The 24,007-nt window shown below is 51.7% G+C and carries 20 protein-coding genes and 1 pseudogene; 7 read left to right on the forward strand and 14 right to left on the reverse strand.

All coding sequences use genetic code 11. The features are described 5' to 3' along the window. Positions 1–150 precede the first annotated feature (150 nt). Complete coding sequence (locus M2298_RS15195) at positions 151–636, reverse strand: hypothetical protein (RefSeq protein WP_280648675.1); 486 nt, start codon at positions 634–636, stop codon at positions 151–153. Between the two features lie 69 nt (positions 637–705). Then, entirely contained in the window at positions 706–1,410 is a 705-nt protein-coding gene (locus M2298_RS15200; protein ID WP_280648676.1) for a M23 family metallopeptidase, read from the reverse strand. An 84-nt stretch (positions 1,411–1,494) separates the two neighbouring features. Between M2298_RS15200 and M2298_RS15205 the strand changes: the two genes are divergently transcribed. Next, positions 1,495–1,617 (forward strand): hypothetical protein, encoded by a 123-nt coding sequence (locus tag M2298_RS15205; protein ID WP_280648677.1) that lies wholly within the window; start codon positions 1,495–1,497, stop codon positions 1,615–1,617. A 377-nt stretch (positions 1,618–1,994) separates the two neighbouring features. Here the strand turns inward: M2298_RS15205 and M2298_RS15210 are convergent, their stop codons facing one another. Next, positions 1,995–3,779 (reverse strand): sigma-54-dependent Fis family transcriptional regulator, encoded by a 1,785-nt coding sequence (locus M2298_RS15210; RefSeq protein ID WP_122962463.1) that lies wholly within the window; start codon positions 3,777–3,779, stop codon positions 1,995–1,997. Between the two features lie 265 nt (positions 3,780–4,044). On the opposite strand from M2298_RS15210, the gene adh reads away from it, so the two are divergent. Both adh and M2298_RS15220 read left to right on the forward strand, forming a co-directional pair. Next, a complete protein-coding gene (adh, locus tag M2298_RS15215) occupies positions 4,045–5,565 on the forward strand; it encodes an aldehyde dehydrogenase (RefSeq protein ID WP_122962462.1) in 1,521 nt (506 codons plus the stop codon). Positions 5,566–5,568: 3 nt separating this feature from the next. Beyond that, a complete protein-coding gene (locus M2298_RS15220) occupies positions 5,569–5,910 on the forward strand; it encodes a DUF779 domain-containing protein (protein WP_063228830.1) in 342 nt (113 codons plus the stop codon). 672 nt (positions 5,911–6,582) lie between these two features. On the opposite strand, the pseudogene M2298_RS15225 reads toward M2298_RS15220, so the two are convergent. Both M2298_RS15225 and M2298_RS15230 read right to left on the reverse strand, forming a co-directional pair. Then, positions 6,583–7,930: pseudogene (locus tag M2298_RS15225) on the reverse strand (DEAD/DEAH box helicase); the annotation flags it as partial. Between the two features lie 21 nt (positions 7,931–7,951). Beyond that, positions 7,952–8,575 carry a class I SAM-dependent methyltransferase gene (locus M2298_RS15230; RefSeq protein WP_122962460.1) on the reverse strand — a complete coding sequence of 208 codons (624 nt, stop codon included), beginning with the start codon at positions 8,573–8,575 and terminating at the stop codon, positions 7,952–7,954. Positions 8,576–8,728: 153 nt separating this feature from the next. Here M2298_RS15230 and M2298_RS15235 point away from each other — a divergent pair, with 153 nt between their 5' ends. Together M2298_RS15235 and M2298_RS15240 are read left to right on the forward strand one after the other, a co-directional pair. After that, positions 8,729–9,421: a response regulator transcription factor gene (locus M2298_RS15235; protein ID WP_173596301.1), complete on the forward strand. Its 693-nt coding sequence runs from the start codon at positions 8,729–8,731 to the stop codon at positions 9,419–9,421. Further along, positions 9,399–11,531, forward strand: a complete 2,133-nt coding sequence (locus M2298_RS15240) for a sensor histidine kinase (RefSeq protein ID WP_173596300.1) — start codon at positions 9,399–9,401, stop codon at positions 11,529–11,531. Before M2298_RS15235 ends, M2298_RS15240 begins: the two co-directional genes overlap by 23 nt. A 71-nt stretch (positions 11,532–11,602) precedes the next feature. Here M2298_RS15240 and M2298_RS15245 read toward each other — a convergent pair whose 3' ends face one another. From M2298_RS15245 to M2298_RS15285, 9 genes are all read right to left on the reverse strand, one after another. Next, on the reverse strand, positions 11,603–11,866 hold the full coding sequence (locus tag M2298_RS15245) for an HPr family phosphocarrier protein (RefSeq protein ID WP_122962457.1): 264 nt from the start codon (positions 11,864–11,866) through the stop codon (positions 11,603–11,605). A 1-nt stretch (position 11,867) separates the two neighbouring features. Continuing rightward, positions 11,868–12,761 carry a Cof-type HAD-IIB family hydrolase gene (locus M2298_RS15250; RefSeq protein ID WP_229049768.1) on the reverse strand — a complete coding sequence of 298 codons (894 nt, stop codon included), beginning with the start codon at positions 12,759–12,761 and terminating at the stop codon, positions 11,868–11,870. 12 nt (positions 12,762–12,773) lie between these two features. Then, positions 12,774–14,096, reverse strand: coding sequence for a 6-phospho-beta-glucosidase (locus M2298_RS15255; protein ID WP_173596299.1), 1,323 nt, complete (start codon positions 14,094–14,096; stop codon positions 12,774–12,776). Then, complete coding sequence (locus tag M2298_RS15260) at positions 14,093–14,419, reverse strand: PTS sugar transporter subunit IIA (protein ID WP_122962455.1); 327 nt, start codon at positions 14,417–14,419, stop codon at positions 14,093–14,095. The genes M2298_RS15255 and M2298_RS15260 overlap by 4 nt, the downstream gene beginning before the upstream one ends. Before the next feature lie 12 nt (positions 14,420–14,431). Then, the gene (gene chbG / locus M2298_RS15265) at positions 14,432–15,178 is read right to left on the reverse strand and encodes a chitin disaccharide deacetylase (RefSeq protein WP_173599552.1); all 747 of its coding nucleotides are present in this window, start codon (positions 15,176–15,178) and stop codon (positions 14,432–14,434) included. Positions 15,179–15,200: 22 nt separating this feature from the next. Then, positions 15,201–16,544, reverse strand: a complete 1,344-nt coding sequence (celB, locus tag M2298_RS15270) for a PTS cellobiose transporter subunit IIC (RefSeq protein WP_370641087.1) — start codon at positions 16,542–16,544, stop codon at positions 15,201–15,203. A 12-nt stretch (positions 16,545–16,556) separates the two neighbouring features. Continuing rightward, positions 16,557–16,859, reverse strand: coding sequence for a PTS sugar transporter subunit IIB (locus M2298_RS15275; protein WP_063228821.1), 303 nt, complete (start codon positions 16,857–16,859; stop codon positions 16,557–16,559). 204 nt (positions 16,860–17,063) lie between these two features. Beyond that, entirely contained in the window at positions 17,064–19,742 is a 2,679-nt protein-coding gene (locus tag M2298_RS15280; protein ID WP_173596296.1) for a sigma-54-dependent transcriptional regulator, read from the reverse strand. Between the two features lie 146 nt (positions 19,743–19,888). Then, positions 19,889–21,646, reverse strand: a complete 1,758-nt coding sequence (locus tag M2298_RS15285; RefSeq protein ID WP_122962451.1) for a methyl-accepting chemotaxis protein — start codon at positions 21,644–21,646, stop codon at positions 19,889–19,891. A 258-nt stretch (positions 21,647–21,904) separates the two neighbouring features. Between M2298_RS15285 and M2298_RS15290 the strand changes: the two genes are divergently transcribed. Together M2298_RS15290 and M2298_RS15295 are read left to right on the forward strand one after the other, a co-directional pair. Further along, complete coding sequence (locus M2298_RS15290) at positions 21,905–23,275, forward strand: sensor histidine kinase (protein WP_122962450.1); 1,371 nt, start codon at positions 21,905–21,907, stop codon at positions 23,273–23,275. A 25-nt stretch (positions 23,276–23,300) separates the two neighbouring features. Then, complete coding sequence (locus M2298_RS15295; RefSeq protein ID WP_122962449.1) at positions 23,301–23,939, forward strand: response regulator; 639 nt, start codon at positions 23,301–23,303, stop codon at positions 23,937–23,939. Positions 23,940–24,007 lie beyond the last annotated feature (68 nt).

Below are 24,007 nucleotides of genomic sequence, written 5' to 3' on the forward strand. Positions count from 1 at the left end.
AATTCGTCAGTATTTCCGCCGAGTTGATTTACTTCGATGAAACCCCACTCTATTCGTCGTACAATGCCGACTTAGCCTGCAAGGGGTTTCCTCATTCAAACGTTGCGCTTCAAACGTAGGCTATAAATTAAGCTACATTCCACTTTCAGCTTATTTGATAACACTCTCTTCAATTTTTCCATTTACGTTACTGTAAAAATGAATATGTTTGTCGGTACCTAGATAAGTGATCGTAAACAACGTTATCTTTTCATTTTTCCAACCGATGAATAGCTCCACTCCTGCTTTTCCACTTAACATACCTTCTTCGTCTATCATATGATCCGGGCCCGCAGGCTTGTAATTGACATCTCCAAGGAATCGATACGTCCAATGCTCGTCATTCCCATTCTCAAGATCGCCGTTGTCGTTAACTAACGTATAGTTACTACCATAAAGCTGTTTTATTTCATTCATCGTTAGACCGATCTTGACTTCATTCTTTATTTTTTCAACTTCATTAATCACATCATTAGCACTGATCGACTGAGTTTCTTGTATGCTAACGGAGCGTCCAATAATGCCCGTTGAATATAAAATAACGAATACAACTACCAGCAATCCGAGAATGAGTAGGTACCCTTTTTTGTTCTTCATGTTATTCCTCCTTACTTGATATTGGAAAAATCTACACTCCCATGTTCAAATCACGGGAGTGTAGATTTTTTACTGATTTGCAGATGCGTTAATAACCTCTGCTTTTTCCTCTTGTGTCAACTTCGTGTTCATAATTTCTTCAATGTCATTATCGCTTAAATTAAATTGCTTTTTGAAATTTTCCGTCGTTCTTTCAGACTCTTCGACTGAATAGAACCAACTATAAAACGCATCCGACCCGACATAAGAAATAACCAGGAAGTCAAAGAAATCTTCATCTTCAGGATGAGTATGCCCATTTTCCTGTTCATGTTCTCCATGTCCTTGTACATCCAAAGCACTTAACGAGTTTGGCCTATTTTCTGGCCAGAATACCCAAGGAGAAAAAGTATCCCGATCTCCCGGTTTTTCCAAACCTTTTGCATTTACATCAAAGTGCAAATGATATCCAGTCGCTCCACTGGTTCCAGACATAGCAATCGTTGTGCCTTTTTTTACTTTTTCATTCGTTGTATAGTAAAGCTCTTTAGGTTCTAAGTGAAGGTATCTCGTAATTAGCTTCTTATTGGTATCTGGGTCTCTATCGTTATGTTCAATGGTAATAGCATAGGTAACCCCATCTTTAAAATGCCCGCTTTGAATGACTTTACCTTCGGCCACTGAATATACATCTTTCTTTTTAACTCCAATGTCAATTCCCTTATGCCAACGGTCACCAACATCACCATAATCATCGGTGATCCTTGTACTCGTTGTTGGCCAAGCCCATCGCATATCTTCTTCCTACTTCTTAATTTTGGGCCATTTCCATTGCCGATACTACCTATTCATGCATTGATAGAAAAAGGAGAGATATTTATGAAAAAATGGTTAATCATTTCTGCATCAGTTGCGATTTGTGCAGTTCTTTTATTTGTCGGTTTCATTAACTTCGAAAAATATAAGTTAAAAAGAGATGTTGAAGAATATCTTTTACAATGAAAGGATATAAAGGCAGCGACATCATATCTATTACCACTCACTATGGCAAACTCCCATCCTTTGGAGCAAGGGTGATTTTTGCCGATGAACCCGAAGTAAGACAGTATGCTACACCTGCTAATTTAGGCTCCGATAAAACGAATAGTGTGTTCAAGCACCAGGAGAAAAAATATTAGTCTTGGTTAAGACGCCATACAATACTAAAACGGCACCCGATAATACCGGGTGCCGTTTTTTGTAATGCAAATCGTATTGTTTAGTTATCATTTCCCTACTCCAATGAGTTGTGATTTTACAGCTTCAAGTTAATGCAGAAGAGTTCACGTTATTTGCTAAATGCTATCTGATCGAGTTTTTATCAAACTTGTACCACTTCGTCATGACTCCCCCATATAAAAAGGCGCCCCAAGCTGATACTCCGCCATCTTGCGGTACAGCGTATTCCGCCCGATCTGAAGCAGCTTTGCCGCTTTGCTGACGTTGCCGCCGCTCGAATGGAGCGCGCGTCTGATCGCCACAAGCTCGGTCTCCCGCAAAGACGGAATCCCTTGCTCATGCTCCGCTTCTTCCGTCAAGCCCTCCAGCTGGATGTGCTCCTCGCCAATATCATCGCCATCGGACAAAAAAGCGGCCTGCACCAGCACTCCTTGCAGTTCGCGCACATTTCCCGGCCAGGAATAGGCAACGAGCTTCGCTTTCGCACTCGGGAGCAATTCGCTTGGCTGCTCAGGGGCAATTTGCTGCATCAGATGCTCCGCCACCTGGATGATATCGCTTCGTTTTCGCAACGGCGGCAAGTGAATCGAGACTCCTTTGAGCCGATAGTACAAGTCAGCCCGGAAACGTCCCGCCTTGATTTCTTCCGGCAAATTGCGATGCGTTGCCGCAATGATTCTCGCCTGAATCGGCCGGGACTGGTTGCTGCCTACTGGCGTGACGACCTTCTCCTGCAACACCCGCAGAAGAGCGGCTTGTCCGCGCAAAGACATATCGCCGATCTCATCCAAAAAGATCGTGCCTTTTTTCGCCGCCTCAAACTTGCCGATCCTTCCTTCGCGATTCGCCCCGGTAAATGCCCCGCTTTCGTAGCCGAACAATTCGCTTTCGATCAAATTTTCTGATATCGCACTGCAGTTCACGGCGATAAAAGGCTCCTGCGCCCGTGGTCCCGTCTCGTGAACCATCTGCGCGAACAGCTCTTTGCCCGTGCCGCTCTCCCCCAGGATCAGCACGGGAAAGTCGACCTGCGCCGCCTTTTGCCCCAGCATTTTCGCCTGCAAAAACAGCGGGCAAGAACCTGCGAGACGAGGAAACGGCTTGAGCTGCGTCTTTGGCTTTTTCAAACTTTTCAAAGCATCCGCATCCGACGTCTTGGATGAAGCATCTGTCCATGAGCCTGACGTGAACAGGCGCGGGCGTTTGTCCTGCACCTCTCGTCCTGCGCGCTCGTACTCTTGCGGAAGCCTTTTCCCAAGTGCTTCCGTTCCCAGCTGCTGCTTGGCAGGCTCATTGAAGCCGATCAGTCGTCCGTCCCGATCCAGACCGACCAGTGGCACTTTTCCCGGCTCTCCTTTCACAACCGGACTCTCGCCAAGCGCGATGACCCGCTGTGCATCGGCGTACAAAAAGCGGTTTTGCAGCGTTTCCGCAATCATGCAAGCGATGGTCAAAGCAAACGGATGGGAGTATTCCTTGCGCGTACTGATGTCGATGACGCCGAGCAACTCGCCAGTCGGTGAAAAAATCGGCGCCGCCGAGCACGTGAGAAAGCGGTTCTCCAAAAAGTAGTGCTGCTCTCCTTGTATTTGAACAGGCTGCTGCGCGATCAGCGCCGTCCCGATCGCGTTCGTTCCTTTTGAATTTTCTGTCCAATTCGCCCCGATTTGCAGTTGCACTTTTTGCGCCTGATTGGCAAACACGGGGTCGCCGACAGTGTGAATGATATTGCCATCCCGATCCGACAACAAAGCGATGTGCTCTGTCGACAACAAAAAGGGAGCGAGCTTGTTGAACAGCGGGAGGCTTTCCTGAATCAGAGGGTGATTTTCCTGAATGATTTCTTTGATTCTTTTGCTGGAAATGATTTGGTCATTGGCTTTCTCCCAAGCATTGAGGTTCGATTCCTGGCAGCGCTTCCAAGATTGCTTGACAATCGTTGACAACACTCTTCCCTCCCCCAAAAATCATTCACTACCAGTATAGCACGAGTAAGTATGCGAATCTTGGCGGAAAAAGCAGTTCCTTGTCTAACGCTCCCAAATATTTACGAGGTGTCCCAAAACGGAACAACTTTTGCTCCATTATGGAGCATTTTTGCTGTCTTACTTTTTCGAAAACGCTGTCATTTCCAGCTTCCCGGCAGTTGGTACAGGATTTGCTTTTAGAAAAAGCCGTAAAGAAAAAGGTGATATTAGAGGAGGCGTTCGCATGATCTACGCTCAACCCGGTCAAGCCGGTTCCAAGGTGACTTTCAAAAATCGCTATGAAAACTACATCGGGGGCAATTGGGTACCGCCGGTGAAGGGTGAATATTTTGAAAACTTATCTCCTGTAAACGGCAAAGCATTTTGCGAAGTAGCTCGCTCCACTGCAGAAGATATCGAGCTTGCACTGGATGCCGCCCACGAAGCCAAAGACGCTTGGGGACGCACCTCTGTTACACAGCGATCCAACATCCTCTTGAAGATCGCAGACCGCATGGAAGCCAATCTGGAACTTTTGGCAACGGCTGAGACGTGGGAAAACGGAAAGCCCGTCCGCGAGACGCTGGCTGCCGATATCCCGCTGGCGATCGATCACTTCCGTTACTTTGCCGGAGCGATTCGCGCCCAAGAAAGCTCGCTGGCTGAAATCGACAACGACACAGTCGCTTACCATTTCCACGAGCCGCTCGGTGTCGTCGGACAAATCATTCCTTGGAACTTCCCGCTGCTGATGGCTACATGGAAGCTCGCTCCCGCTCTGGCAGCAGGAAACTGCGTTGTCCTCAAGCCCGCAGAGCAGACTCCTGCTTCGATCATGGTGCTGATGGAGCTGATCGGCGACTTGCTGCCTCCGGGCGTCGTGAACGTCGTAAACGGCTTCGGTCTGGAAGCTGGCAAACCGCTCGCATCCAGCAACCGCATCGCCAAAATCGCATTTACCGGAGAGACGACTACAGGTCGACTGATCATGCAGTACGCCTCCCAAAATATTATTCCGGTCACATTGGAGCTGGGCGGAAAATCTCCGAACATCTTCTTCCCGGACGTGTGTGCCAAAGACGACGCTTTCTTGAACAAAGCAATTGAAGGCTTCGTGCTGTTTGCACTCAACCAGGGCGAAGTTTGCACATGCCCGTCCCGCGCCCTCATTCACGAAAGCATTTACGACCAGTTCATGGAGCGCGCTCTGAAACGCGTAGCCAGCATCAAGCAAGGCAATCCGCTGGATACCGACACCATGATCGGCGCCCAGGCTTCCCTGGAGCAAGTTGAAAAAATTCTCTCCTACCTCGATATCGGAAAACAGGAAGGGGCAGATTGCCTGATCGGCGGCTCCCGTGCGCAGTTGGAAGGAGACCTCGAAGGCGGCTACTACATCCAGCCTACCGTCTTCAAAGGACACAACAAAATGCGCATCTTCCAGGAAGAAATCTTCGGCCCGGTAGTCTCCGTGACGACCTTCAAAGACACGGACGAAGCGCTGGCTATCGCCAACGACACGCTGTACGGCCTCGGCTCCGGCTTGTGGACGCGCGATGTGAACACCGCGTACCGCGTAGGACGTGAAATCCAGGCTGGCCGCGTATGGACCAACTGCTACCACGCTTACCCGGCGCACGCCGCATTCGGCGGATACAAAATGTCCGGTATTGGCCGCGAAAATCACAAAATGATGCTCGCCCACTACCAGCAAACCAAAAACCTGCTGGTCAGCTACAGCGAGCAGGCATTGGGCTTCTTTTGATCGATGAGCCAGCCTGAGAAAGTGCTCGCTACAGACGCTGCCCTGGAGCTGATCGAACGGCTGCGCGCCAAGCATGGCGACTTGATGTTTCATCAATCAGGGGGCTGCTGCGATGGAAGCTCGCCTATGTGCTACCCGCTAGGTGAATTTCTCGTCGGGGAACAGGATGTGCTGCTGGGCGAAATTGGCGGCTGCCCGTTTTACATGGGAAAAGCGCAGTACGAGTATTGGAAGCATACTCAGCTGATCATTGATGTTGTCACGGGTCGTGGCGGAATGTTCTCGCTCGAAGGGCCCGAAGGAGTGCGTTTCCTTACACGTTCGCGCGTCTTTCCAGACAGCTGATCGGAATACACAAAAGACCGTTCCTGCCTTTTTCCCGGCGGAACGGTCTTTCTTTTTCATCGCTTTATTTCATTCAGCGCTTCTTGGTCCTTCGAGCGGTGCTGCCGCGTTTTGCTGGCGCCGGACTTGGCCGTTTGCCTGTCTGTTTTTGGCCATCAAAACGAGCGCTGCCACCATGCTGCTTCTCTGCTCGCTTATGGGAAAAAGCCCCCGGCTTGCGCGAAGCATTTGCGGATTTGCCCGCAAAATCGCTTCTGCCTGCCGCTCGCTCGCTGCTCTGCCCTGTTTTCGTCATCCGTTCCTGGGTTCGCTGGTCATCCCCATTTTTTGGGGCCAAGCGAGCGGTTTGCTGCTGGCGATCGGCTCCGTGCTGCCCGCGTTTTCCCGTCTCGCGCTTCCCTTTTCCAGCCTGTTGCTTACCCTCGGCTTTAAGTGGTTTGCCCCCACGTTGACCGCCCTCAGCTCTGGCTGGCCTGCTCCCACGGTGCTCGCCTTCTGCTCTGGTTGGCCTGCTTCCACGGTGCTCGCCTTCTGCTCTGGCTGGCCTGCTCCCACGGTGCTCGCCTTCTGCTCTGGCTGGCTTGCTCCCACGGTGCTCGCCTTCTGCTCTGGTTGGCCTGCTTCCACGGTGCTCGCCTTCTGCTCTGGCTGGCCTGCTCCCACGGTGCTCGCCTTCTGCTCTGGCTGGCTTGCTCCCACGGTGCTCGCCTTCTGCTCTGGCTGGCCTGCTTCCACGGTGCTCACCTTCTGCTCTGGCTGGCTTGCTCCCACGGTGCTCGCCTTCTGTTCTGGCTGGTTTGCCTCCACGCTGACCGCCTCTGCCTGCGCGCTCCTGCCCCTTATGCTTTGTCTTGTGCTGCTTATGCTCCTCGTTCTCCCCGTAATCCGCCGCCCGCTCGCTCGCACGCCGCTCCAAAGTCATGGCGATTCCTTTTTCAATCTCTGCGAGCTGTGCCCGATCCTTGGCCGCCACCATCGTATAAGCGATGCCCTTTTCTTTGGCCCGGCCCGTTCTGCCGATCCGGTGAATGTAGCTGTCGACATCTTCCGGGATGTCGTAATTGAACACGTGAGTGACTCCCTCGACGTCAAGCCCGCGCGCTGCTACATCCGTTGCCACCAGTAGCTGGATTCTCGCCTCCCGAAAACGCTTCATTACATCCTCGCGTTTTGCCTGCGACAAATCGCCGTGCAGCTCGTCCGACAAATAGCCAAAGCCTTGCAGGGCGGCATTCAACGTGCTCGCCCGGCGTTTCGTGCGACAAAAGATGACTGCCAAAAACGGGCGTTCTTCATCAATCAAGGTACGCAAGGCAGACTGTTTCGCACGATCCGTCGTTTCCACGGCGATTTGCCGGATATTCGCCAGTGTAATCCGTTTGCCTTGCACCCGGATATCTTCCGGATTTTGCATGAAGCGCTGCGCCAGTGCGCGCACCTGCGGCGTCATCGTCGCGGAAAACAGCATCGTCTGCCGCTTGTCAGGCAGGCTCGCCGCGATGTCTTCCACCTCTGGCAAAAAGCCCATATGCAGCATCTGGTCTGCCTCATCGAGAACAAACATGGAGACGGTCGACAAATCGATCGTTCCTCGTCTCATGTGATCCAGCAATCTGCCGGGAGTAGCGATCACCACCTGCTTTTTGCCCGCCAGCTTGCGCAGTTGCCGGTCGACGTCTTGTCCGCCATATACGGCCAGCACGTGCAGATCATCTGTGGCAGCCGTCAGCTTTTTCACCTCTGCCGTAATTTGCAGAGCCAGTTCGCGGGTAGGTGTGAGCACCAGCGCCTGCACATCGTTTGAGTCCGGGTCCGCTTTCTCCAAAATCGGCAGGACAAAAGCAAGCGTCTTCCCCGTTCCTGTCTGCGCCTGGGAAATCACATCCTTGCCTGCCAACAGCGCAGGAATCGCTTTTTCCTGGATCGGGGTCGGCTCTGTAATTCCATTTGCTTGCAGCGCATCTATCCATTCTTTTCGTATGCCCAATCTAAAAAAATCCGTCAGTTTCGCCATCTCCAATCATCATGTATCCGAGCAGGATCATTTCGTACAAACAGCCACACCGATAAAGTAGCGCACGCCATCTCGCGGCTTTTCAAACGTCGGCCCTCGCTGATAGTAAATCTCCACCTGCGAAAACCGGACAAACAGCTCCTCAAACTCTTGGGGAGTCAATTGATGCACATGAAAAGGCTCGCTCGTCTCCTTGCCTCTCCCTCGGCCAAACGGACTGGACAAAACCAGTGTTCCGCCCGGTTTCAGCATGCGATACAGGTTGTCCATGAACAACAGATCGTCCGCTACATGCTCAATCGTTTCAAAGCTTAAAATCGTATCAAACAAGCCCAGCTTCTCGGGAAGGGCGGGATCGAGAGCGTCGGCTTTCTGGTACGTAATTTTTTGATGGTGATATTCCCGATTCGCGTAAAAAATCGTGTCGTCATCAATATCGACAGCGATCAACTCGGTCAATTCCCGCTTCCGATCCTTGGCAACCATATGACAGCCGTATCCTGTCCCGCATGCAATATCAAGCACTCTTCCTTTAATATAAGGAGTAGCAAAGTAATAGCGGGCGATGTGCTCCAGAAGCATGCCATTCGTCGGCTTCAGCAGCTTGGGGATGATTCTCTCCCCGGTCCATTCCAGCAAGGTCATCACCATTTCCTCGTTTTTACTTCCTCACATCTTACCCTATTTTTCGTCCAGTTCCTATCTCGGACAACTATTAAGAAATTTGTAAGAGATTTCTATGCTGTTTTGTCAAAGCTTTTCGTTAAGATAAAAACATGAATGCATTCATAAGGTGGGAAAACAATGGCGAACTATCATGTCCTCGTAGTCGACGACGAGGCAGAGATCAGAGATGCGATCGAAATCTATCTCAAAAACGAGTCTCTGATTGTGCATCAAGCGAGCAATGGTCTAGAAGCATTGGATATTTTGGAACGGGAAGAGATTCATCTCATTCTTTTGGACATTATGATGCCTCAGATGGACGGAATTACGGCAACTTTTAAAATCCGGCAGGACAAAAATATCCCGATCATCATGCTTTCTGCCAAATCGGAGGACACCGACAAAGTTCTGGGCTTGAACATCGGGGCCGACGACTATGTGACCAAGCCTTTTCATCCGTTGGAGCTGGTGGCGCGGGTCAAGTCCCAACTCAGGCGTTATACCAATCTCGGCAATTACAAGGCAACCGAAGACGAGATTCAGGTGCGTGGATTGTCGCTGAACAAAAGTACGAAGTCCGTCGCTGTAGATGGCAACGAAGTCCGCTTGACCGCTACCGAATACAAGATTTTGGAGCTGCTGATGGAAAACAAGGGCCGGGTCTTTTCCATTGAGGAAATTTACGAACGCGTCTGGCGAGAGCCATATTTGAATGCAGAAAACACGGTTGCTGTTCACGTCAGGCGCATTCGGGAAAAAATCGAGATCAACCCGAAAGAACCGAAATATTTGAAGGTGGTATGGGGAATTGGATACAAGATCGAAAAATAGCCGCTTCACGCTGCCAGCGCTGCTCGCCCTGGTTGTCAGCGTCGCGCTTCTCGTACTGATTATGGCGGATATTTACCGCAACCGCGAGTATTTGCAACGGGACAACTACTTCCAGAGCGAAAGCTTCAATAGCGAAGTCAGACTGTTTGTAGGTCTGGTGAAAACGGTTCATGTCGACTTTGCCGACTATGAACGCAAGACGCCAGAACAAAAGCTAGGGAAAGCAGCCGTAGAGCAGTTCCAGCAAGACCGCAACAATGCTTATCAAGAGATCAGGCAGCGGTATGCTGACATGCACCCCGACGATGCTGCAGCGAAAAAGTCCGAGATGATCCGCGAGCTTGACGAAGCAACAGCCGAATGGGATGCGAAATTCAAACAAATGGTCGCGGAAAAAGATGCCGAGTACGAAGAACGGAAAAACAGCCTTGCCCTTCGCAACCCATCGTTCCACTACTATGTCAACGACTACAAGACAGGGAAAATTTACTCCAATAGCCACACGCCAACGGATGCAGAATTAAGCGAGAATGCCCGCTACGTAATCCGCTTTCCGGAAAACTCAGATCAAAGGTACGGCGATTTTGCCGACATTAACCGCATGTATCAACTGAATCAATGGTCCGGCACTTTTTTTGTTCCGAAAATTCCTGATGGCTACAGCCAAGTACATGCAGATGCTGCCTACTTCGATGCCAAAAGGGATCGGCTGCGCGGAGAAGTCGTCCTGTTGATCGTGACATTGCTCTCTACCGCTGTCCTTTGCTGGTTTTTGCACCGGAACAAAGGCATTGAGCAACCGATTGTCGGCAAAACGCTGAGACTGTTCCGGCGTATCCCGCTCGATATCCGCATCCTCTTGCTGTTTCCGCTAGGCGCTACTTACCTGGCTATGATTTTCAGTCTGCGCTTCTTCTTTTTGCCGGTGGATGTCGAGCATTTCTTCACTCTCGGATTCATGTCTTTGTTTACCGCCTATTGGCTGCTGCAAGTTCTGGAAGCATGGCATATGTATCAGCAACCTGAGTCTCTTTCGCAACAGTGGCAAAGAAGCCTGTTTGCCCGACTGAAACTTGTTCTGCGTGAAAGCTACGCGCACAAAGGCTTGTTCTTCAAGTCTTCCCTGTTGTTCATTTTGACTGTCGGATTCGGCATGAGCGCAGCACTCGGCCTCGTCTCCATCGCGAAAGGCTCGGAAGAGTTGTTCGTGCTCAGTTTTCTGTACGGCTTGTTCTACCTGGCAACCGTCGTTCCGTACATTTTTCGCCGTTTGGCACTCATGAACCGCATCATGCGCGGAGCTTCCGAGATGTCAGCGGGAAATATGCAGGCCACGATTGAAAAAATCCATAAAGGGAGCCTCTCCGATCTCGCGCACTCGCTCAACAACATCAAGCTGGGCTTAAAACACGCGCTGGAAGAACAAATGAAGAGCGAGCGCATGAAGACGGAGCTGATTACCAACGTCTCGCACGATTTGAAAACGCCGCTCACCTCGATTATCAACTACGTGGACCTGTTGAAACGGGATAACCTGTCGGCGGAAGAGATCAAGAGCTACGTCGATGTGCTGGACCGAAAAGCGGGCCGTTTGCGAGTGCTGATTGATGACCTGTTCGATGCCGCGAAAATGTCCAGCGGAGCTGTCGAGCTGCACATTGAGCAAGTAAACCTCTCGGCACTGCTCAACCAGGCGATCGCAGAGTTCAGCGAAAAGATCGAGCAATCCTCTCTCAAGTTTCGCGTCCAAACCGAGCAGCCGAAAATCATGGCTCCGCTCGATGGCAAAAAAACATGGCGCGTTTTCGAGAATCTGATTGGCAACGCCTTGAAGTATTCCATGCCGAATACGCGCGTCTTGATTGATTTGATCGAAAAACAGGATGAAGTCGTGCTGACCTTCAAAAACGTCTCGGCCTACGAAATCGACTTCGATGCCCAGGAACTGTTTGAACGATTCAAACGCGCCGATCAGTCCCGCCATACGGAAGGTTCCGGACTGGGGCTGGCGATTGCCAAAAGCATCGTGGAGCTGCAAGGCGGAAAGCTGTTGCTGGAAATCGATGGCGATTACTTCAAAGTAACGGTCGTGTTTCGAAAAAGCCTCTGATCGATAAAAATCCGTTGCCCGAACATGAAAAAGCCAATGCCCGCACTGTCAGGCATTGGCTTTGCGATTTTTTATACGGCAAAGTTCCGCTGAAACAGCGACTGCAAAGCCGACGCTGTCTCCTGCTCGTCGATGCCCTCCACCTCAAACGTCATTTCATCGCCGGTCTTCGCCCCCAGCGCCATGACGCTCAAGATGCTTTTGCCGTTGGCCTGCTTGTCATTGTAAATCATTTTGACCGACGAGCGGTATTGATTGAGCAAGTTGACCAGTACAGAAGCCGGACGGGCATGAAGGCCGCCGCTTACGGTGATTTCTACATTAAATCGGACCATTTCACACCTCCTTTTCTGCATCGTGTATGCCGAAAAATTTCTGGATGACGGCCGCCACCCCATGTTGATCGTTCGTGTCTGTCACATGTCGTGCCAGCCGCTTGACTTCGTCTGGAGCATTGCCCATGGCGACGCCCATCCCGACAAATTGCAACATTTCCAAGTCGTTGTAATTGTCGCCGACAGCCACAATTTGTTCCGGACTGATTTCCAGTCTTTTTGCCAAAAGCGCAAGCCCGCTCGCTTTGGAGATTCCCTCTGGCAATATCTCCAGATTGCGTGCACCGGAAGTCGTTACCCGAATTTCCGGCAAGTCGGTTGTCTCCAACTCTTTTCTGGCTACCGCAATCTCGCTTTCCTCGCCCATGACGAAAATTTTCGGTACGCGCACCGCATGCTCCTGGACGTGCCCGATCAAATCAGCGGAAGTCATCAGTTTGACCGGATAGCGCTCCCGCCAAAGCTGGCGCAAGGTGCGCGTGTTCACCAACGGATACAAGTCCTTCCACTTCCAGCGCCGATTGGTGAGCGTATAAGCTTCGTGCAGCAGCATGACATCCAGCTCGTACTTCGCCAAAATGTTTGTCACCGAAGCGGTCGTTTCAACAGGTATCCGACTGACGTGCAGTTCCTCGTCTGTCAGCGGATCAGCCACATACGCCCCGTCATGCGACACGAGCGGAGTGCTGATGTTCAACTGTCGGGCCAAAGCTTTCGCTGACGGATACGCCCGTCCGGTAGCCAGCGTTACGAACACGCCTCTGTCTGCAAGCCCGCTGATCGCTTGCTGCGTGACTTTTGCCATCGAATGATTCGACATCAGAATGGTCCCATCCACATCCAGGGCGAGCAGCTTGTATCTCGCGCTCTCGTTTTTTCTCTCAGCTTGTTCCACGGTTTTCCATCCTTACGTTACTGGCTTGAAAAACTGTGGCAAATGCTCTTTGTGCGCCTCCAGCATCTCGTCGAGAATTTGCTTGGCTACCACATCGGACGGCACCAAAGGATTGATCGTCATGGCGAGCAAAGCCTGGTGATAGTCACCCGTTACAGCCGCTTCCGCCGCCACTCGTTCAAACGACTTGATCTGCTGCACCAACCCGCGCACAGGCACTGGCAAATCCCCTACGGCAAGCGGGACTGGCCCTTCCCGGGTAATAACGCAGTTTACTTCCACAGCAGAGTCGTCAGGAATGCTCGCAATCGCCCCGTTGTTGCGGACGTTCACTGGCTGAATATCCCGTTTGTCGTTGTAGATCGAGTAAATCAGATTGCAGGCTGCTTCGCTGTAATAGGCACCCCCGCGCTTTTCCAGCTGCGGCGGCTTGATGTTCAGGTCAGGGTCTTCATACAGCGCGAACAGCTCCGCTTCCACCTGCTTGACCACTTCTGCCCGCGTGCCGTTTTTGCTCGCTTCCTCCTGCTCGTGCTCCAGCATGGTGCGAGTCTGGTAGTAGTAGCGGTGATACGGGCAAGGAAGAATCCCCAACGCTTTGATGAAATCTTTGTCCCAGCCAAGATCGAGAATGTTTTGCATCGTAATTCCCGATTGTTCGCCAGTCAGCTTGTCGATGATCTGCGGAGTGACGTTGTTTCCGTCCAGGTAGACTCCCAGCCCGAACACCATATGGTTCAGCCCGGCAAAGTCAATGTGTATCCGCGACTGATCGACCCCCAATATGGTCGCGACTCCCATTTTCATCCCGATGGGCACATTGCACAGCCCGATTACTTTCTTCCGGTTCGTGTATCGCAGAACAGCTTCCGTCACCATGCCAGCCGGATTGGTGAAATTAATCAGCCAGGCATCCGGGCACAGCTCTTCCATATCGCGGCAAATGTCCATGATGACCGGAATCGTGCGCAGCCCTTTGAACAGTCCGCCAGGCCCATTCGTCTCCTGACCGATGACCCCGTACTTCAGCGGAATGCGCTCATCCTTGATTCGGGCGTCCAGCAGCCCCACGCGCATTTGCGTTGTGACGAAATCCGCGCCCGCGAGCGCTTTGCGCCGATCCAGCGTCAGATGCACCTTCATAGGTACTCCGGCCTTTTCCACCATCCGCTTCGCCAGAGCACCGACGATTTGCAGCTTCTTCTCACCCTCGGGAATATCGACGAGCCACAGTTCGCGTACAGGCAACTCGTCGTATCGTTTGATCAGACCTTCCACAAGCTCTGGCGTATAGCTCGATCCCCCACCGATCGTTACGATTTTGATTCCGCTCACACTCCCGCCTCCTTTGCCGCGTGGACATGGCTGTACAGCTCGACAAACTCGCTGGCCAAATCCTTGATCGTCATCGCATTCATCAAATGATCCTGCGCATGGATCAACAGCATGCTGATCTCCGGTTTCTCACCCGCAATCTCCTTTTGGATAAAAGTCGTTTGGTGGTGATGGGCCCGGCTCAGCTCTTCGCCAGCTCGTTTCAGCGCATCTTGTGCGCCCGCCATGTCTTTGTTTTTCGCCAGTGCGATTGCTTCCATCGCCAGGCTTCTCGCGTTCCCTCCGTGTAAAATCAGCTGAAAAATAACGTCTGTATGGTCCAAATAGATCTCCACCTATCCGAGTTCTTTAAATGTCACGAGCTGTATCTGCCGTGTTTGCACGTACTCTTTTATCTCTTTTGCCGTTAAAATTTGCAGCTCCCGTGTACGCGGCAGCGCGTATGAACTGCCTGTCAAAATCGCTTCATCCAAATATGCGGGATGGGTCATCATCTCGGCCACAGAGCAGTCCGCCAGCTCCTCGACAATATCGAAGAAAGTTTGAACAGACAGGTCGTCTCCGTAAAAGCGGTGGGAAAAGCCTTCCGTGGTCAGCACATCCGGCTGCTTCTCCCTTTTCCCTGCTTGAAACCCCCACGGATTGCGCACCGGAAGCCGATATTCTTGTGCCAGGCGCAAAACGATCGGCAAAATCGCTGCATGAGCATGGACGTGATGATGACTGTCGATGTGCGTCGGGGTAAGTCCCGTCGCCAAATACTTTTCGATTTGGCTGCGCAGCTCCCTTTCTACATCCTCCGGCGACGTCGTGCCCAAATAGTCGTATCCACGGTGAAACCGCCCATGCTCATCTGTCAGGGATGGTACATCGTGGCTGACTGGAGCGCCACAGGTGAGCACCAGATGGATGCCCACCCCGAGTGTCGGCGTTTCCCTGGCCAATTGTACCGCGTGTTCGAAACCGCCCATGTTCACCATGGTCGTTGTAGAGGTGACGACGCCCGCCCGGTGCGCCTCGATGATCCCCAGATTCACCCCTTTCGAATAACCGAAATCGTCCGCATTCACAATCAGCTTCATAAAGCGCCTCTCCTCTGGTAAATTACAAGTTTACGGCTTGGTTCGAAGCGGCATTCGCCTGCTCCTCGCTCACCTTTTGTTTATCCCACAAGCGGAAGAACGGATAGTAAATCACCAACGCAATGACGAAATTCACAAGCTGGAGGACGCTGCCCGAGATTTTCCCGCCGGAAGCCAAATAGCCGCTAATAATGACAGGAGTCGTCCAGGGAACTGCCACGCCGCTTGGCTTTGCTACCCAGCCCAGTGACATCGCCACATAGCTGACAATGACCAGCACAACGGGCGCAAGAATAAACGGAATAATCAGAATCGGATTCATGACGATCGGCATCCCGAAAGTGACAGGCTCATTGATGTTAAACAAGCCTGGACCGATGGAAAGTCGGCTAATGTTTTTCATTTGCTCGCTGCGCGCACGGAACAGCATGAGCACCACGAGCGCTAAGGTCGCACCTGAGCCGCCCGCGTACACCCATAGATCAAAAAATTGGGTGGTGATGATGTTCGGCAAATCTCCATTCGGGTCCGCCTGGAACGCCGCCCGGTTTTGATCCATCAAAGTGAGCCAGATCGGGCTCATGATTCCGCCGACAATCGCCGCTCCATGCAGACCGAGCGCCCAGAGCAGATGGACGAGCAACACGCAGACAATCGCTCCAATCAAGCTGCTGCCCAATGCACTCAGCGGGCCGACCAGCAAATCTTTCACGATGTTGTGGATGCTTTCAAACGAAGTATTTTCAATGAGGATGCGCAAGAGCCAGACGACCAGAAGCACGGCCGAAGCAGGGATCAAAGCGACAAAGGAGCGGGAGACAGCGGGAGGCACACCATCGGGCATCGACAGGACGATTTTCTTTTGAATGATCTTGCGGTAAATCTCGGTGGACAGCACCGCCAACAGCATCGCCACGAACAGCCCCTGGCTTCCCATCAAGGCGACCGGGATCACTCCGCCTACCTCTTGGGCTGCTGTAGCTCCCTCAGGGGTAAACATCGTCTTGTACGGGGTCGCGAGCAAGAAGGCAGCGACAGAAATCGCACCTGCCGACAGCGGATCAACCTTGTACTTTTCAGCCAATCGGTACGCTACTCCGAAGCTGACGATGAGCGCCATGATGTCAAACGTGGCATTCACCGGATACAAAAGCTTGGTTCGCCACAAGTCGCCAAACAGCCCAACCATGAACTCGTTGTAACCAGGGATAGGTATGAAGCCGATAATGAGAAAAAGAGACCCGATAATCAGCAAAGGCATGGTGAGAATGATCCCGTCACGAATTGCCTGCAAATGCTTCTGCTCCGCGATCCTGCCCGCCACAGGCATCACGCGGGCCTCCAGAAAAGAATTGAACCCTGCCATACGCATCCCCCTCTACTGTTTTAGACGAAGAGCAAATTCCAGCACGTTCTTCCCGTTCAGAGAACCGTAGTCAACCGTACGGATTACATCGACTGGAATCCCTCTTTCTTCCCCTACTTTTTTCATTTCCGCCAGCTTGTAGCGCACCTGAGGCCCCAGCAGGAGTACCTCGGCTTGGTCAATATGACTTTTTACGTCATCTGCTGATACCGCCCAGATTTTCACTTCCAGCCCTTTTTCCCGTGCAGCCTGCTCCATTTTTTGTACCAGCAAGCTCGTTGACATCCCAGCTGCGCAGCATAGCAAGATATTCAATATAACTTCCTCCCCTCAGTTGGTTATGTCCTTTTTCTATAGCAAGTCGCGTGCCAAAACACCTTGTTTGTATGCGCTTTCACCAAAAAGGGCACCGTTGTCGCATTTTAAGAGTCGCAAAGTCAGCTTGCGCCAAAAGTGTTTGAATGAAAGCGCTATAGTGTTTGGGAAACAGGGACAATTTGGCAAAAAATAAAACACTAGCTACACCAGTGTTTTATTGTGTATGAAGAAATTCATGACGAAACAGACATCGTCCTCACTAAAAGTCACGTCGTATTTGTCTGCCAACGGCTGCAACTCATGGCGGATCAGGTTGTGCAGCGTGCGATTGCCCGCTAAAAATACGGCTTTGTCTGTATACGCGATGGAATGCTCTCCTGCTTTCAGCCGATCGACGAGACAACAAATGTGCAAATAGGCTCCGATTCTCGTATCAAAAGTAAGCGTGTTGCCCAGTCTTTCTTCCATGCGGGTCACACACGTCCTGACGTCATCGAGAATGTCCTGCCCTTTTACCATTTTCAGATGTTCTTTGAGCGATTGTTTCATTTTCACGTACGCTTCTTCCAGGTCGATCAGCTGCTGGATATCGGACAGCGCCTCGCCGTTCATCACATCATCCATGCTGTAGCAGCGCAAGCCGCGATCGAGCATGTAATTGCTCACGACGCACAAAACGGTCCGTTCTTCCTTGATTTTTTTCAGCCGACTTTTGGCCTGTGCTTTGTCCAGCAGTTGCAGCGGCACAAATTCCAACAGCTTTTCGTCATATCGCAGCCGCGATTCCAGCAGTTGTTTTAAAAATAGCGCGCTGCCCTCGCCCGACAGGCAGGCTGCTACAATCGTCAAAGCTGGCGACAGCTTGGCTGGCGGCTCCTTGGGCAGCTCCTCCCGATGTAGCATCGATATGCTGACGACATCGCGGTACACATCCTCCAAAGAATGTCCGAGCATGGCCTTGCGCGTCGCTTCGATGACGTGCGGGGTGCTCACCATCGGCACTACCTTTACCGGGATTCCCAGTTCCTTTTCGATCATTTCCCCAAAACCGAGCAGCGAGCCCATATCGACGAGCAAAAGCAGGCCGGATGCGCTACCGATGTCCCGCGCTGTCTTGATCGCCTGCTCCAGCACAAGCATGGAGTCTTCTTCCAGCGGCAAGTCAATTGCCCGCGCGTATTGGGTGACAAGCAACCGATTGGTCACATCGACCATGGCTGTCGCGCCTCCGCTGCCGTGTGTAATGACAAGCACGCCCACCGTTTCCCGCTCCTCTTGCATGCTCTCGTCATCCAGCACGAAAAACATGGTGAGGTAGCCCGCTTCGCCAATCGGCAAGTCCATGAGCAAAGCTTCCTCGATCATCCGCACGCATTCCAATGCTACAGCGAACTCTTTTTTGTACTTGAGCCGCACGCTGTTGATATGCGGATGGACGATCTGCTTCCCTTGCGACAATCGCTCCTTTGACGTCTGGATGTGCAGCGCCAGCCCGAAGATTACTTTTTGGCTCAAAATTTTCTCCAGCTTCGCTTCCGCATAGCGCACGATGTCTTCGACCAGGTGGATAATGATCGGATCAATGATACGTGCCATATCTCCTTTGTTGATTCGCTGATGAACCCCTTTGATGAAGGTCGTGAAGTAGTTTTCTATGTCAAATTCCAGCTCTTCTTCGCTGACTCCCTGATTTTGCAGCTCGTATATTTTCTGCTCGATCTTTTCATAGACGCTGTTGGCAGCATCCTCCTGCTCGCCGCCAAACCAGATGCTTTCCTCGGACGGCTGCACGACAAAACATTTGTGCTCGGTGCCAATCAGCTCGTCCATCTCCTGCCTGTAGTCTTTTGCCATGAGCAGTCCCTGCTTGACGTGATGGGGCACATCCTGAATGGAGATGTGCAAAACATGCTTTTTCAGGGAGATATACTCGGCATAAGCGCTGGCGCAGGTCAGCTGGATGTCGGTCTTCAGTTGTCCGATGTTGTTGGGGCAGTGATAGCAAAGAAACGCCTGCAACACGCTCGCTGATATTTGAATCTCCCGGCCCAAGCGAAACGCTTCTTCACGGAAAATTTCCATGACGAGCCCGAGACGCTCCTCCATCCCCCGCTCCAGCAATGAGGGGAGCTTGATCACCATCGGTATGCGGCGCATGAACGTCTTGAGCAAGCTCGACTCCGGATTTTCGGTCGTCGCCATGACGATTTGCACCTGAGCCGTACGTTCCACTTCCGTCTCGCCGACCCGCCGGAACGTCCCTTTGTCCATGAAGGTAAAAAAGATTTCCTGGCCTTCCGCTGGCAGCCGATGAACCTCATCGAGAAACAGAATGCCGCCGTCCGCCTTCTCTACCAAGCCTTTGCGATCCATTTCCGCTCCGGTGTATGCGCCCTTTTTGACTCCGAACAATTGACTGATCAAAAGCTGCGGATTGTTGGCGTAGTCAGCGCAGTTAAAGACGATGAAGGGCGCCCCCTTGTCCAGACGGCCGATATCCACAGCAAACTCGTGAATCATGCCCGCAAACCACGACTTGCCCACTCCCGTCTCCCCGAGAATCAGACAATGCATGCCGCGCGGCGGATACAGCACAGCCGCTTTGGCCTGCTCGATGCGCGTAATCAGGCTTTTGTTTTTCTTCGCCAGCCTGTCCAATGCGGTTTGCGCCAGGTAGAGCGAATCCTTCGCCTGTTTGACATAAAACAGGGTAGGACGCCCCTCCTCCTTTTCGATGCGGCCTTCCTTCCACAACCGGTTCAAATCACTGCTTACGTTGGCGCGGCTAAGACCCAGCAGCTCAGCCAGTTCGCTTGCACTGAGCTTTGTATCAGGACCTGAATCAAGCAGCTTCTGGTAAATGAAATCCACTCGTTTCATTGCGATCACCTGCCTCACAACTTGTCCGTTTTCATTTCAACAATATTTTGGAAAAACCTGCTTACCCATGAATATGATGGATGTACATGCCTCATCACGAAAAAACAGCCACCCTTCCAAACAGACAGGGTGGCTGTGTACAGTCGCTATACATTGACTTGCTGAATCGCTTTTCTCATGTCCAGCGTGTTGGCATTCAGGACAGCAGAAGCATCGTACACTTGCTTCATCATCTCCAGCTGCCTGTTCGTCATCGTCCGAATCTGTTCCGTCTGCTCGCTCACACCGGAAGCGATGTGCGCAATGCTGTTGACCGTAGCCGCTACTTCCTCAGACCCGGCAGACAGCTGCTCTGTCGTGACGGATACTTCCTGCACCTGCTCACTGACCAGCATGAACGCCTTGACCGCATGCAAAAACGATCGCTCTGCTTCAGTCGACAACTCTACGCCCTCTTTGATCTCTGTCGTGACCGTCTCCATCTCGACACTGATTTTCTCCGAATCTTTTCCGATGTTGCCCAACAAAGCAGTGATTTGCTGGACAGAAGCGGCCGAGGCATTCGCCAGCTTGCCTACCTCCTGCGCCACAATCGTAAAGCCGAGTCCGTGTTCGCCCGCTCTCGCCGCTTCAATCGAGGCGTTCAGCGCGAGAATTTTCGTCTGCTCCGTGAAGCCTTGGATCGTGCCTAGCACATGCTCGATTTCCTGCGAATACGCTTTCAATTTTTTGGCGATCTCATAAGTCTGCTCAGCCGAAAGCGAAATGTCTTGCATCTGCTGGCTCATCCGTTTCATTGCCGCGTCACCGGATTGGGCGATTTCCAAAGCGTGAATGGAAGCATCGGACACCGTAGCGGAAGATTCAGCGATCCGCGCTATGCCAAGTGCAATCTCTTCAATCGCATTCGCACTGTCGTCCGCGCTTTTCTTTTGCGCGTGCGCTCCGTCGTAAATGACTTTGACGCTGTCATTCATGCTCTCTCCCATCTCCAGCATCTCATCGGCACTCACTGCCAGTTCTTTCGATGAGAGGACCAAATGATCGGACGTCTTGTCCATATTCACTACCAGTCCGCGAACCCGGCTGTGCAGATGTTCGGACATCGTCAGCATAGACTGATAGACGGTGCCGATTTCATCCACGGACTTTACCGGAGAGGAACGCAAAATGACTCCGGCTGCCGCCAGATCGCCCTCAGCCAGCTTCTCCGCGCTCTCCTTGACGACATGCAACGGACGCAATGCCCGCTGGACAAACCAGACAATCGCGAGCACAGCCGCGAACATGACAACGAGCATCAGGATGTAGATCGGAACGCTTTTCCACAGCACGTTGGTCGCCAACTGCTCGTACACCTTTACATCGGTATCAATCCCCAACGCCCCGAGCACTGCACCGCTTTTGTCTTTGACAGGAACATACGCCGATATGTAAGTCCCGTACTCCGGATTTTCGATAATGGGCGAGCTTGCCTTGTTCCCCGCCATAATCGCCTTCACAGCATCTGGGGGCATATCTGTCACTTCATCAATCGGAGAAGCAGCCGGATCGTTGGGCGGACGTCCATCAATCATAATTTTCGGCACTTGATTCTCATCAAATCGCACGAAGTAGACGTAAATCGCTCCGATTTGTGTGCGGAACACATCCAGCTCCTGTCTAAGCTCCCAGTACAGGTCCGTTTCCTTCGGCTGCTTCAGAAAATCAGCATACTGCTCCGGCTTCATTTGAGCAGCATAGCTTTCTGCAATGCGCATGTTGTAATTGTTGATTCCTTCTTCAACCGCATCTCTCGTCTGCACAATCTGCGTGGCAATGTTTCCCGCAGCGACCAGAACCAAGACGGAGATGATGACACACAAAATACGAACAATCAGATGCTTTTTCATAAATGACATCATTCGTCTGCTTCTCCTCCGCGTCTCATGATCAATAAAAATGAGTTCTGTATGACTATCTGCATGAATACCATCATAGGCGATTTTTGGAATCAGGAACAGAGCATATAGTTCAAAATACCCATATCTGTCACAATTTTTTCACTCTTCCCGGCAGATCGTCTCTGTTCGCTTTTCATGGACAGTTGATTAATTTTCGTTTCATTCTCCGCAGGTACGATATAATGGTTTTATCATGACTGACAGGAGATCACGATTGCCATGATGGTTTTCACCTTGTTCACCATGTGGGCATTGGGCCTGCTGGCTCTGTTCACCGACCCGAAACGGACGTCGATCCGCTGGGCCTGTGCCACTGCATTTGTCGGAGGGGCTGGCTTTCTCTCTGCGGTCATCGATGAAACGATCATGCCGCTTTGGGCGGAGATGTTCACCATGACGCCTGGTACAGAACAAACCTTGCTTTTTCTCAGCCGCCTGTCGTCTTTTATTTGTCAGGTCGGACTGCCTTATTCGTTTCTCATGTTCGCCGTGCATTCGGCGGAGTTTCTTGCGCGCAGAACCAAACTCATCACGCAGTTTGCTGCGCTCTGCTTCCCGGTCTCGATGCTTGCCATTACGCCGATCCACCCGGTTTTGGCCTTCAACTACTGGATCATGGTCGCCTGGGTCATTCCTTTTTTTCTGGTTTCGTGCACGCTGCTCATCGTACAGTACCGGAGCGAGAAAGACCCGCTGGTCAAAAAGAACAGCTTTTTCACCAACGTGCTGATTATCGTCCCGCTCTTTTTCGTCTTTATTTTTATTTACGTCATGCGCATCCAAAACGATTACGAAGCCTGGCGGTACAACATGCTCGTCGTCGCCATCCAGTTCATTCTGATTGTCGCCATCAGCCTGAAATACGGGTTCCTCGGCGTCCGGCTGCGCGTAGAAAAAAGACGCCTGGACAGCACGCTGCGTGCTCTCACATCCGGTGCGCAAATCATTAATCATACGATCAAAAACGAAGCAGGAAAAATCTCCTTGTACGCGGATCGCATCGAAACGTATGCAAAGGAAACAAACCAGCCAGGCTTACAGGAAGATGCCGTAGTGCTCCTGCAATCGTCCCAGCACATGCTGGACATGATGAACCGCATCCAAACCCAGTTGCGCGACGTGGAGCTGCAAGAGTCCCCCACTGCGCCGAGCGAAATCGTCACACAAGTCATCCACAATTTGAAGCCGTACACGGAAAAATATCAGGTTCAAGTGGAAGCCGAGCTGGATGAGAGCCTTCGTCTGCGCTGCGATGCCGTGCAGCTGCGGGAAGTGTTGACCAATCTGTGCATGAACGCGATCGAAGCGATGCGCTCGGGCGGAAAGCTCCATGTGCAGCTCTTTTTGTCCAATCGGCATCTCGTCATCGCCGTCGCGGACACGGGAACAGGCATTTCCAAAGAAAATTTGCCGCATGTCCTCGATCCGTTTTTCTCTACCAAAAGAACCGGACAAAACTTCGGGCTTGGCCTGTCTTATTGCTACAATGTCATGCAAAAACATCAAGGAATGCTGGAAATATACAGCGAGCAGGGAAAAGGCACGACCGTCTTTCTGTTCTTCCCGAAAAAACGCGTCATAACACATTGATGAAAGCAGGAAGGGGGCTATCGGCATGGAAGCCATCAAAGTATTTCTCGTAGAAGATGATCCCGTCTGGCGAAAAGGTCTGATCGATTACTTGAACAAAGAGCCGGGTCTGGCCGTGGTCGGCGAGGCAGGGACCAAAGCAGAAGCTGTGGAGCGGTTTTTGAACGCAGGCGCTGACATCGTCCTCATGGATATCAACCTGACCGAAAACAATCTCGATGGCATCGAAACGGCCATGGAGCTGATTTCCCTGCAAGCGGACTGTAAAATCATCATGCTGACGTCATTGACAGCCGAGGACGTCATCGTCGAGTCCTTTTCCGCTGGTGCCGTCAATTACATCAGCAAATCCAGCTTCAAGGAAATTCCCGAAGCGATCCGCGCTGCCCACAACCGCCAGTCGGCGATTCACCCGACCGCCGCAGCCGCTTTGCGCAACGAGTTTTTGCGCCTGAAAAACGAGGAGAACCAAAAGCTGCTTTCCCCGGCAGAAAAGGACATCCTCCAACTGATTCACCAAGGAAAAACCCAGACGCAAATCGAACAATCCTTGCACATCACCAAGCGCACGATCAAAAACCACATCAACCGCATCCTGAAAAAAATGGGCGTGAAAACGAGCAAGGAAGCGGCCTCCAAAGCCAGCCAAAAGAAGCTGTTCTAGGTCTTATTACCAGGTACCAATGAATGTTGGTACTTTTTTTACTTCCCCCACTCCTTACAATGAAAACA

Origin of the sequence: Brevibacillus sp. 1238, from assembly GCF_029892995.1 — a bacterium.
Taxonomy (GTDB): domain Bacteria; phylum Bacillota; class Bacilli; order Brevibacillales; family Brevibacillaceae; genus Brevibacillus; species Brevibacillus parabrevis.